The sequence below is a fragment of the Nonomuraea sp. NPDC003804 genome, from assembly GCF_040610675.1.
Taxonomy (GTDB): Bacteria; Actinomycetota; Actinomycetes; order Streptosporangiales; family Streptosporangiaceae; genus Nonomuraea.
Genome location: NZ_JBEXMT010000068.1, coordinates 1 through 11,332, shown reverse-complemented (window position 1 = coordinate 11,332; position 11,332 = coordinate 1). Strand labels below are relative to the sequence as shown.

9 protein-coding genes are annotated in these 11,332 nt (G+C 65.0%); 5 read left to right on the top strand and 4 right to left on the bottom strand.

The annotated features are described in order from the left end of the window. Positions 1-617 precede the first annotated feature (617 nt). The 4 genes from ABZX22_RS44520 to ABZX22_RS44505 all read left to right on the top strand — a co-directional run bounded on the left by ABZX22_RS44520 (position 618) and on the right by ABZX22_RS44505 (position 3,757). Positions 618-929 carry a hypothetical protein gene (locus tag ABZX22_RS44520; protein WP_354923241.1) on the top strand — a complete coding sequence of 104 codons (312 nt, stop codon included), beginning with the start codon at positions 618-620 and terminating at the stop codon, positions 927-929. A gap of 242 nt (positions 930-1,171) precedes the next feature. After that, positions 1,172-1,705 (top strand): hypothetical protein, encoded by a 534-nt coding sequence (locus tag ABZX22_RS44515; RefSeq protein WP_354923238.1) that lies wholly within the window; start codon positions 1,172-1,174, stop codon positions 1,703-1,705. A gap of 250 nt (positions 1,706-1,955) precedes the next feature. Continuing rightward, the gene (locus tag ABZX22_RS44510) at positions 1,956-2,732 is read left to right on the top strand and encodes an AAA family ATPase (RefSeq protein ID WP_354923236.1); all 777 of its coding nucleotides are present in this window, start codon (positions 1,956-1,958) and stop codon (positions 2,730-2,732) included. Continuing rightward, a complete protein-coding gene (locus ABZX22_RS44505; protein WP_354923233.1) occupies positions 2,729-3,757 on the top strand; it encodes a LacI family DNA-binding transcriptional regulator in 1,029 nt (342 codons plus the stop codon). Before ABZX22_RS44510 ends, ABZX22_RS44505 begins: the two co-directional genes overlap by 4 nt. A gap of 6 nt (positions 3,758-3,763) precedes the next feature. Here the strand turns inward: ABZX22_RS44505 and ABZX22_RS44500 are convergent, their stop codons facing one another. From ABZX22_RS44500 to ABZX22_RS44485, 4 genes are all read right to left on the bottom strand, one after another. Continuing rightward, a complete protein-coding gene (locus ABZX22_RS44500; protein ID WP_354923230.1) occupies positions 3,764-5,515 on the bottom strand; it encodes a beta-galactosidase in 1,752 nt (583 codons plus the stop codon). A 90-nt stretch (positions 5,516-5,605) separates the two neighbouring features. Then, positions 5,606-6,928 carry a sugar ABC transporter substrate-binding protein gene (locus tag ABZX22_RS44495; protein WP_354923228.1) on the bottom strand — a complete coding sequence of 441 codons (1,323 nt, stop codon included), beginning with the start codon at positions 6,926-6,928 and terminating at the stop codon, positions 5,606-5,608. Between the two features lie 91 nt (positions 6,929-7,019). Then, positions 7,020-7,937, bottom strand: coding sequence for a carbohydrate ABC transporter permease (locus ABZX22_RS44490; RefSeq protein ID WP_354923225.1), 918 nt, complete (start codon positions 7,935-7,937; stop codon positions 7,020-7,022). A 103-nt stretch (positions 7,938-8,040) separates the two neighbouring features. Beyond that, on the bottom strand, positions 8,041-8,928 hold the full coding sequence (locus ABZX22_RS44485; protein ID WP_354923222.1) for a sugar ABC transporter permease: 888 nt from the start codon (positions 8,926-8,928) through the stop codon (positions 8,041-8,043). 148 nt (positions 8,929-9,076) lie between these two features. Between ABZX22_RS44485 and ABZX22_RS44480 the strand changes: the two genes are divergently transcribed. Next, complete coding sequence (locus ABZX22_RS44480; protein WP_354923219.1) at positions 9,077-11,185, top strand: DUF5054 domain-containing protein; 2,109 nt, start codon at positions 9,077-9,079, stop codon at positions 11,183-11,185. The last annotated feature ends 147 nt before the right edge of the window (positions 11,186-11,332 follow it).

Sequence of the window (11,332 nt, the reverse complement as noted above, 5' to 3'; positions counted from 1 at the left end):
GCCGGAACCCTGTCGCCCGGCTACCGGAACCGCGTCTTCAAACCGTCGCGCAGGAACCGGAACCGATGTGTCCACCATCTACCGGAACCACACACTGACCAAGTGACCCAGATATGGCCCACACGTGTCTCACGATCAGCAAGAAACCTTCCCATAAGGGAAGGAACCGCAGGTGAAGGTAGTAGGGCGCCCGGGGCTCGAACCCGGAACCTACGGATTAAAGTTCGGCCCGTTCCGAATCGTTCATGCAGGTCAGCAGCTATGCGCGGTCCATCCTGAACGGCGCTGAACGGCCTCGTATTGCAATCCGAACTGCAACCCTGGCGGTGGATCGCTCCTGGACCATCGAAGATCAAAGAGATTGTGCGCCATGGCGTCCCCGATGCATGCTCACGGTCGTGAGCCACCTTCCCGACCCCTTGCCCGAGTTCTTTGACTGCGGCTGCCCAGACGTCTACTACTGCCCGCAAGCCGGTGAGGTCGAGTGCCCTCGGCACAGCGGCTTCGACGTCTGCTGCGACGCACTTGATCGGCACGTCCCGCTCCGTGGGTGATCACGCACTACCCGTCACGGCCCTGGCGTCGCCCGTTGACCTGGAGATCGAGAAGGTGATGCCGTGGAGGATTATCAACGCGCCCTCATCGGCCAGATGGCCGTGCGCCTCAACCTGTACGACTCAGGTGAGATCCCGCTGCCCAAGCTGACCGAAGATCTCCGTGGTCTGTTCGGGGCCGCCGATCCCCGTGAGCTGAGCATCAGGGACTCTTTCGAGGAAGTCTGGGCTGAACTCGATGCCGAGGCCGAACTCAGAACGGAGTCATGGGCACCTCCTGGCCTCGCCAATGACGCCCACCTGAACGAGGTTCTCCATCAGCTACGTTCCTGGATTGGAAACATCACCGAGGAGACTCACCATGGCCAGGCGTGACCTGGCGTAGCCGCATCATCAGCTTGGGAACCGGCTACTGATCTTGCTGTGCTGAGCTGGGATACCGAGACGCAGGTCAGGGAAGACCGATTGACCGTGAGTCCCCGTGAGACACCGTGGATCCCCGCTCGTTCTGGCACGTATCTGGCACGGAAGCTGCTGTTGTCCACCGCTCATGGGCAGGCTGGTTGCGCTGCTCCGGCGGCTGAAATTGTCGTGGACGGACTCTATGCTTCCCGCCCATGAGTAGAGACGGATCTTCTGTCGTGCGTACGAGGCGGATGGACGTGGAGGTCGAGGACTGTGGTCAGGTCTATCTCATGGATCGAGGGGACTACAAAGCCACCGACGGGTCAAACGACTCACGGGCTCACTCCATTGGGCTCATGAAATTAGAGGAGAGAGGCCTCGTGAGCCTGAACATCGCCACGCAGTGGGGGGAGATTCCGTTTACGGTGACCGCAGCCGACCGGGATCCAGGTGCTGACCTCGATGGCTATGAGGACATCGTGGAGATCAGTTTTGAGGCCCCGTCGGGCGAAGTCTTCCTGGTGGGATGGCTCATGGACTGGGACGATGAAAAGGCACACGACCTTTCCCTGCTGCTTTCTGGCCCCGGTACTTACCGCTTGCGGTATCACATCAGAGGAATCGAGGAAGAGCGCTGCTGGGTAGATGATCACTACCTTCAGATATGGCCAGAGCCACTACACGACCCGGCCGTGCTGAAAAACACAGATGGAGCCTTCCAGCACCTTCTGAGGCCTGAAGCCTGACGCGATCGGACCCACGCCGTCAGCTTGGGAATTGCAGCGACCATGGGCCGCGCACCACGGGTTCCCTGGTCAGCGTCGTTGCCGGACTGGTCGTGAGTGACCGTGGTTGACCCCTCGTTGCCGGGGTTAATGACACGCTAATGGCACGACGATCAAGCCCTGACGTGCGGCTTTACCACTCCTTGCCTTCCGCCAGGCGCTGTTCCTTCATACGTCCAGTACTTCGCCAGCGTCGGACCTGCTGGAGCGGGTGATAGGCGGCCTGGTCGTGGTGCACGGCCAGGCGGGGGCGGGCAAGTCGGCGCTGGCCGTGCACGCGGCGTGGCTGCGGCGCGAGCGTTTCCCCGACGGCATCCTGTACGCCGACCTGCGCGAGACCACGACCCCGGCGGCGGTGCTGGAGGACTTCCTGCGCTGGCTGGGCTGCCCGGCGCAGGCGATACCGGCGTCACGGGAGCAGCGCGAACGGCTGTTCCGCACCTACCCCGCCAACCGCCGGCTGCTGGTGGTGCTGGACAACGCGGCTGGCGAGGCGCAGGTGCGGTCGCTGCTGAGCGCGTGCCCGACGGTCGTGACCAGCCGTTCCCCGCTCGGCGGCCTGACCGGCGCGCTGCGGCTGTCGGTGGGCGTGCTCGACGACGCCGAGGCGTTGGAGTTGCTGGTCAGGAACTCGGGACGGGCCGCGGACGACGCTCTGCGCAGGCTGGCGCGCTTCTGCGGCGGCCTGCCGATCGCTTTGCGCATCGCGGGCTCCCGGTTGGCGGCCCGCCCTGAGTGGACCGTCGACTACCTGGTGGGGCTGCTGGAGGACGAGCACAAGCGGCTGGGCCGGCTCCACGCGGGCGATCTGACGGTACGCAGCGTGTTCGCGATCGGCTTCGACGGGCTGCCCGAGGCGGCCAAGCTGACGCTGCACGTACTCGGCGCGCTGTCCGCGCCAGACTTCGCGGACTGGGTGACCGAACGGCGCGCGAGAGAATCCGCTGTGGCTCTTCCGGTGGATCGACTATTGTTTGCGTTGCCATGACAAAGATCAGACAAGATCCGCCACGCGCCTCGATGAAGGACGTCGCGGAGCGTGCCGGCGTCTCGGCGCAGACTGTGTCGCGCGTCGCCAACGGGTATGTGCACGTGCGACCGGAAAAACGGGAAAAGGTACTCGCGGCGATGAGAGAGCTCGGCTATCGGCCGAACAGCGCCGCCCGAAACCTGAAGTCGGGTCGCTTCCGCAGTCTCGGCGTTGTCACGTTCAACCTCACGACCCTCGGTAACGAGCGTACGTTGGCGGCGGTGGCTGCGGCGGCCGCGGCATCGGGATACACGACGACGCTGATCCCGGTCGCCGATCCGACGCGGTTGAACGTGGTGGGCGCCTTCGGGCGTCTTGAAGAACAGGCGGTCGATGGCATCATCCTCATCATGTCGGCCGAGTTCGGCTCGCCAGACGACTACACACTTACCGCGGGGCTGCCACTGGTCATCGTCGACTCCATCGCGACGGCCGGGCATACGCTTGTCGACACGGACCAGGAGCAGGGCGCCCGCCTCGCGATGCAGCACCTGCTCGATCGGGGGCATCGGCGCATCGCCCACGTGGCCGGCCCTCTGAAGTCGTTCTCCGCACAACATCGCGCCGACACGTATGCGCACGTCATGAGTGAGAACGGCCTGGACACGCCGGTGATGCGGCGCGGTGATTGGACCGCCGACTCAGGCTACGCCGCCGGACGCGAGATCCTCGCGGAGACCCCGCGTCCGACCGCGGTCTTCGCCGCCAACGACCAGATGGCACTGGGCGTCATGCGCGCCGCGCACGAAGTCGGCCTCCGAATCCCCGAAGATCTCAGCGTCATCGGCTTCGACAACGGCGACGACAGCGGCAACTACTGGCCTGCACTGACGACCATCCACCAGAACTTCGATGCGGTGGGGCAGCGGGCGACCGAAATGCTCATCGCGATGATCGACGGAGACCCACTCCCGGGAAACCCTCTGATCCCAACCCGTCTGGTCGAACGGAACAGCACAGGGCCAGTCCGCACCGATGGCTGAGCCATCTCAGAATTCTGTCGGCCCGAGCCTGGGCTCCGGCACACACCGGATGGTGGGATCCGCCATGCCACGCACTTCAAGGACGAGGATCTCATTGCCTTCGGAACGCAGTAGCGGGGCGGGCACGTAGAGGGTCTCCTGCGGACCGCGGGCCGAGTATCGCCCGAGCGGAAAGCCGTTGATCCACACCGCGCCCGACCCCCACCCGCGCACGTCGAGGTGCAGGTCACCGGATGCGTCGGCCTCGAAATGGCCACTTACGAGTACGGGCCCTCCCAGCGGGACACCTGGATTCACCGCCAGACCTCTGGCGTCGAGCGCTGCCCGGATCGGATCCGCCTCCAACTCCAGCGGTGACACTCGCCAGCCGTTGAGTTCGCGCCCGTCCAGCCGCACTGGCCCGACAAGACCTTTGCTCTCGCCGATTCTCGGACCGTAGTTCACTCCGCCCAGGTGTTCCACGAGAATCGACAGCTCGCCCCCAGAAGGCAGGGCCAACGTGCGGTCGTGCGCCTCGCGGTCGAGGACCCCCACTGGGCGTCCGTCGAGGTACATGTGGGCACGGTCACGCACCTCACCCACGGTGAGCACTCCCGCGTGGGGGATGGTGGTGGCATACCGGGAGTAGCCGCGCGGGGACCCGAAGGCCGTCGCCGGGGGAGCAGCTTCGTGCTCGATCCAACGCTCCAGCTCCGCGTCGGCGAGAGGGACCGCGCGGGTGAGTGCCGCTTCCAGCACCCGTGAGGGCGTGCGAGGGGCGGGCGTATCCTCCGGCACTGGTGCGTGCCGCGCGATGACCTCACGGAACCGCCAGTATTTCTCCCTGGGTGTGCCGTCCTCGGCGATCGGGGCATCGTAGTCGTATGAGGTGATGATCGGCCGGTATATGCCCTTGTCATTCGCCCCGGCGGAGTAACCGAAGTTCGTCCCGCCATGGACCATGTAGATGTTCACGCTGGCACCCATGGCGAGGATCGCCTCCAGGTCCGCAGCACTGTCCTTCGCCGAGGTCGTGTGGTGAGGCTCGCCCCAACTGTCGAACCAGCCGCACCAGAATTCGGCGCACATGAGCGGGCCCGTGGGCTGGTGCCTGCGCAGGGTCGCCAGGCGTTCTGCCGCGCGTGATCCGAATGATGCCGTGCTCAGCAGCTCAGGCAGCGTGCCGTTGTCGAGCATCGTGTCGGTCGGCTGGTCGACGGTCGTCAGCGGCACCTCGATTCCATCCGCCCGGGTCATGTCGGTCAGGGCGCGAAGGTAGGCGGCGTCGGACCCGTAGGCGCCATACTCGTTCTCAATCTGCACGAGGATCACCGCGCCACTGTGGTGAATCTGCCGCGGGCGGACGATCTTATAGACCTCGCTCAGGTAGCGCTCGACTTCCGCCAGGTAACGCGGGTCCCGTGAGCGCACGGCAAGGGCCTCATCCTCGATGAGCCACTCGGGCAGTCCGCCGTTGTGCCATTCGGCGCAGATGTAAGGGCCAGGCCGCACGATCGCGAACATGCCCTGAGCCCGTACAAGGTCGAGGAAGCGGGCGAGGTCCAGCCCGCCGACAGCCGAGAACTCGCCACGCCGTGGCTCGTGCGCGTTCCACGGCACATATGTCTCGATCGTATTCAGACCCATCTGCCTGGCCGTACGCAGACGCTCCTCCCACTGATCGGGGTGAATGCGGAAGTAGTGCATCGCACCGGAGATCACCTGGAACGGTGCGCCGTCGAGGAGGAAATCGGTCTCGCCGATGGCGAATGTGGGCATGAAGAGCTCCGAGAAGAATCCGATGAAGGAGTGGGAAATGGAGTGCGGGGCTCGCGCAGCGCGAACCCCGCATCTTGGCGAACGAGCCGGCTACTTGTTGACCTGGAAGCCCTGCGCGTTGCCATAGTCGACGAGTGTCTTCTGCCACTCCTGCAGAGCCGCATTCAGATCGCTCTTGGAACCGATCGCCTTGCCGACCGAGTCGCCGAAGACATTGTTCGCGTAGCCCTGGTAGGGCAGGTACTGCCATCCCGCGATCACCGACTTGGCCGAGGCCGCGCCGATCTGGTTCGCCTTCTGGTCGCCGTACGCCTTGAACGTGGCATCCGCCCAGGTCGGGTTGGTGAACTCCTTCACGGTCGACGGGAAGCCACCCTGGTTGATCAGGTCACGTCCCTTTCCGTCCGCCATGAACCGCAGCACAGCGGCAGCAAGGGCCTTGTTCTTGCTCGGCTCGGTGACCGACAGGCCGCTCCCGCCGTTCTCGGCGGAGCCGGGGGAGCCGTCCCACGTCGGCATCGGCGCCACTTGCCACTTGCCGGCACCGAAGTCGTCCATGCCGCTGATCATCCACGAACCCATCATCAAGGTCGCGAGCTTGTTCTGAGTGAGGGCCTTGCTCCACTCGTCCGACCAGGTGGACACCGTCGACAGCTCACCACGCTGCAGGAGGCCGCCCCACATGTCCGCGAACTTCTTGCTGCCCTCGTCCTGGAGGTTGATCGTCACCTTCTCGCCCGAGACGGTGAACGGGTGACCACCCGCGGCCCAGATCATGCTGGTGAAGAAGCCGGCGTCGCCCCCGCTGGCGATGTAGGTGTCCGGCTTCTTCTTGCGGATCGCCGCACTGGCCTTGACGAACTCATCCCAGGTCTTCGGCGCTTCCGTGACGCCAACGGACGTGTAGAGCTCCTTGTTGTAGATGAAGACCATGGGGCCGGAGTCCATCGGGATCCCGACGAGCTTGTCGTTCACCTTGACGGCGTTCCAGGTTGAGGCGGTGAACTGAGCCTTGTAGCTGTCGAAGCCGAATGAGGTCAGGTCGGCCAGCGCGCCGGTCATCGTGAGCTGCGGCAGGGTCTGGTACTCGACCGGCACGATGTCCGGGGCTCCGGATCCAGCCTTGACAGCGTTCTGCAGCTTGGTGACCGCCGCATCCGGGTTGTCGAGCTTGACGACATTGATCTTCACGTTGGGGTGATCCTTCGTGAAGGCATCGGCCTGCGCCTGAGTGGCGTCGCTCCAGGTCCACCAGGTGAGCTCGCCGCCCTTCTTGAGCGCGACGTCGACGTCGTTCGCCGACCCGGCGGGGGCGACGGGGCCGTTGTCGGTTTGGCAGGCCGCGAGAGCGCCTACCAGGAGGGAAGCGCTGCCGACGGCGGCGACGACGCGCGTCCAGAGGTTCTTCTTCACCGCTGTGTTCCTTTACGGGGGGAGTGAATGAGGGGTGTCGCATACAGATGGTTTGTGAGGAGCGCCGGTGGGAGGTCCGGCCGCTGCTTGACTACTTGACGCTTCCGGCCGTCAGCCCGGACTGCCAGTAACGCTGCAGGTAGAGGAAGGCCGCGGAGATCGGCAAGACCGTCAGTAGCGATCCGGTGATGACGAGGTGCGGGATCGGATCCGCTCCGACCGAGGCCGAGGCTGAGGCCCACTGGCTCAGGCCGACCGTGAGCGGGTACCACTCGGGGCTCGAGAGCATGATGAGCGGCAGGAAGTAGTTGTTCCAGGTTGCGACAACCGCGAACATCAAAACGGTGATGAAGGCTGGCGCGAGCTGGCGCAACGAGATCGAGAAGAAGATCCGCATTTCTCCGGCACCGTCCAGGCGCGCGGCCTCGATGATCTCATCGGGAATCGCCTCCGCCGCATACGCCCACACCAGGTACAGGCCGAAAGCGCTGACCAGGGAGGGGATGATCACCGCCGCCGGTGTATTGGTGAGCCCGAGCTTGCTGAACAGCAGAAACTGCGGGACGGCCAGGACGGAACCCGGGATCGCGAGGGTGCCGAGGACGATGGCGAAGACGGCTCTACGACCGGGGAAACGATACTTCGCCAAGCCATAGCCGGCGAGAGTCGCAAGCAGGGTGGCCCCTCCAGCGCCGACGACGACGTAAAGGACGGTGTTGAGGAACCATCGCAGGAAGACCCCGTCGTCGTGGGCGAACACGTCCGCGACGTTGCCGAACAGCGAGAACGTCTGGCCGAACCACAGCCCTGAGGTGTCGTAGAGGTCCTCCTTCGTCTTCGTCGAGTTCACCAAGAGCCAGAACATCGGCCCCAGGCTGTAGAGGAGCATGAGGGTCATCACGATCATGAGGGTGATCGAGGTGCGGGTGCGCCGGGCAGAGGGTTGTCCTGGCGACCGGGCGGCGTTGTGCTGGATCCGGCCGCTGGTGGCGCTACCTTCCTTGCTCATCGGGAACCTCCGGGGAGTTCTTCGGTCGCTTGCCCCTCAAGGACGAGGATGAGACGGCGTTTCCGGTGGGGAACGGCGGAGGCCTGGACCCCGCGAGGGTGTCTCATCGGTTCTGCTCCTTTGCGCCCATGGACTGTGCGAAGAACGCGATGATCATCGTGATCACGCCGGAGATGATCGCGATCGCGGCCGCATAGTTGAACTGGGATCCGGCGAACGACAGGTTGAACGCGTACATGTTCGGCGTGAAGTAGCTCGTGATCGCATGCGGTGCGATCTTCTGCAGCACGGCCGGTTCATTGAAGAGCTGGAAGCTGCCGATGATGGAGAAGATCGTGGCGACGATGATCGCGCCGCGGATGGCGGGCAGCTTGATCGAGAACACAGTGCGCAGCGCTCCCGCTCCGTCGATATCGGCCGCCTCGTACAGCTCCTGAGGCACAGCATGCAGCGCGGAATAGAAGATCAGCATGTTGTACCCGGCGAACTCCCAGGTCACGATGTTGCCGATCGCAGGCAGGATAAGGCTCTCCGACAGTGGCGAGGGCACGACGTCGTGAAGCCACCGATTCAGATCCGCCACCAGGCCGAACTGGTCGCCATACATGTACCCCCAGATCATGACAGCGACGACCCCGGGGACCGCGTAGGGGAGGAAGATGCTCAACCGGAACAGCGGCACGAAACGTAGTCGTGCGCTGTCCAGGGCGAGCGCAGCGATCAGGGCCAGGGTGAGCATGATCGGCACCTGGATGCACAGGAACAGAACCACCCGGGCTGTGGCATCCCAGAACTTCGGGTCGGTCAGTGCCGTCGCATAATTCTCCAGCCCGACGAAGCGTGTACCGCCGACCAGTGAGTCGCGGAACAGGCTCAGGTAGATCGCGTACAGCAGGGGTGCGACGAGTACCGGAACGAACACGAGCATGAAAGGGCCCACGAACCACCAGCCGGCCCAGGACCGGCGGGAACGCGCCATCGTGATCGACATCCGTGACCCGCTTCCTCGCGATTGATTGCGTTACCAACGGCATAGTAAGTACGGTATGGTTGCGTAAACAAATCTCGTTTCGGCAACGACCCGCTCGCACTCCCGCAGCGGATTCCCCCCCGAGCCTCGCCCCGTGAAGGAGTCTGCGGTGATCGCTACGATCCACGTGGTCTTCAAAACCCATCTCGACATCGGATTCACCGCGCCGGCACACGACGTCATCGCCAAGTACGCCGACCGGTATCTGCCACGCGCGATCGACCTGGCCGAGGAGCTGGACCGGCGGGGCGGCCCCGCCCGGTTCGTCTGGACGACCGGCTCCTGGCTCATTGACCACGTGCTGCGCACCGGCGCACCGGCACTACGGGAGCGGTTGGACATGGCGCTCCGCGCGGGCTCCATCCGCTGGCACGCCTTGCCGCTGACCACCCACACCGAGCTCATGGACCCGTCGCTCGCCGCGTTCGGCACGTCGATCTCGCAGAGCCTCGATGCGCGATACGGCCGACGCACCCTTGCCGCGAAGATGACCGACGTGCCCGGCCACACCATCGGGTTGGTGCCGGTGCTGGCGGACGCAGGGATCGAATACCTGCACCTGGGGGTGAACGGAGCCTCGGCCGTGCCCGATGTCCCCGAATTCTTCCGCTGGCGCGCTCCCGGTGGCGCGGAGGTCGTGGTCAACTACGCACGCTCGTACGGATCCGAAGGCACCGACATCGCCGTCGTTCCGGGCGGATCCGATGCCCTCTACCTAGCGCATACCGGTGACAACGACGGCCCCCCGGACGCAGCCGAGATCGAAGAACTGTTCGCGTCGCTCGCATCGGCGCACCCGGCGGCCCGGATCGTGGCCTCGGGGCTGGACGACTTTGCACGTGCTCTTCTCGCACATCGTGCAGACCTCCCGGTGGTGGAGGACGAAATCGGGGATACGTGGATTCATGGTGCCGGGGCCGACCCTCTCCTCACCGCAGGTCTCGGGATCATGCAGCGCCTACGGACCTCCTGGCTGCGCGCCGGGACGCTGGACCCGGCGTCGGCGGCGCACCACGACCTGAGCGTCGCTCTCCTGCGCATCGCGGAACACACCTGCGGGAAGGATCTGAAGACCTATCTTCCCGACTACCGGAACTATGCGAAAGCCGACTTCTGCGCGGCCCGCGCCCGCGACGTCGTGGATCCCACGGCGAATCCCCCGGAAACCCGAGCCTACGACTGGGCCTGGGCGGAGCACCCGTCCCCTCAGGGGCTGACGTACTCCGGCTTCGAGGCGTCCTGGGCCGAGCAACGCGCGCACCTCGACGTCGCCCTGGCCGCCTTGGCTCCCGAGCACGCGGCTCAAGCACGAGCGGCACTGAAGGAGTTGCAGCCGGTCCTCGTTGAGCCTGGCAGCACCAATGGTGGATCCGTCAGGGCAGGGGAGGAGATTTCCCTAGGTCGGTTCCGGGTGCGATTCGGCGCCGACGGATCCATCACCGGCCTGCGCGATGAGGAAGGCACTGTCTGGGCCGACGCCGAGCACACCCTCGGCGCCTTCCGGCATCAAACGTTCGACGAGCACGACGAACAGCGCTGGCTGCGGCAGTACTGCCGCGACCTCCAGCACACTGGCACCTGGGCGATCCCGGATCAGAGCAGCCCCGGCCTCGCGATCGCCGACAGCCTGCCGGCCCGGATCACCGCGCCCGAACTTCGGAGCCTGCGAACCCTCGACGATCCGGACGGCGGCAACACGGCAGCCCTTGAACTCACTCTCCCCCACGAGCTCGTGAGCGCGACCGGTGCACCACGGCGCATACGTATCGAGTACCGGTTCCCCTCCGGTCGGGGGCCGATTCGGATCCAGTTGGACGTACGCGGCCGCGAAGCCTCCCGGCTCCCTGAAGCCAGCTGGTTCGGTTTCCACCCTGCACCAGCAGACGGAGCATGGACGCTGCACAAGCTCGGTCTGCCTGTCGACCCGCGGCGAATCGTGAGCCGCGGCAACCGCACGCTGCACGCGGCGACGGCGGTTCAACGCGACGGCGTGAACTCCCTCCGTCTACGCACCGTCGATGCGCCGCTCGTAGCCGTCGGCGCTCCCGCACTGCTCCGCTTCGATGACGCACCACCCGCCCCCGAGAATGGCTTCTCCGTGAACCTTCACAACAACATCTGGGGGACGAACTTCCGGATGTGGTTCGACGACGACATGCGCTACCGGTTCGAGCTGGAGCTCGGCGGCATCCTGGACCAGAACGAGGAAGAACGATGAGTGGCGAATCCCCCCTCGAAACACCGGCCGACGTACCCCTGGTGACCAGCCCCCTAGTACTACAGTCATGTTTTGTGATCTATAGCTGGATCTTGTTGTGCCGGAGCCAGCGTTTCCAGTAGTGGCTGCTGCGAGCGCCGGCTTGGT

Excerpts from the sequence above, each read along its gene's own strand:
- ABZX22_RS44515 (WP_354923238.1), top strand. The coding sequence starts at position 1,172 with ATGAGTAGAGACGGATCTTCTGTCGTGCGTACGAGGCGGATGGACGTG.
- ABZX22_RS44505 (WP_354923233.1), top strand. The coding sequence starts at position 2,729 with ATGACAAAGATCAGACAAGATCCGCCACGCGCCTCGATGAAGGACGTC.
- ABZX22_RS44500 (WP_354923230.1), bottom strand. The coding sequence starts at position 5,515 with ATGCCCACATTCGCCATCGGCGAGACCGATTTCCTCCTCGACGGCGCA.
- ABZX22_RS44490 (WP_354923225.1), bottom strand. The coding sequence starts at position 7,937 with ATGAGCAAGGAAGGTAGCGCCACCAGCGGCCGGATCCAGCACAACGCC.
- ABZX22_RS44485 (WP_354923222.1), bottom strand. The coding sequence starts at position 8,928 with ATGTCGATCACGATGGCGCGTTCCCGCCGGTCCTGGGCCGGCTGGTGG.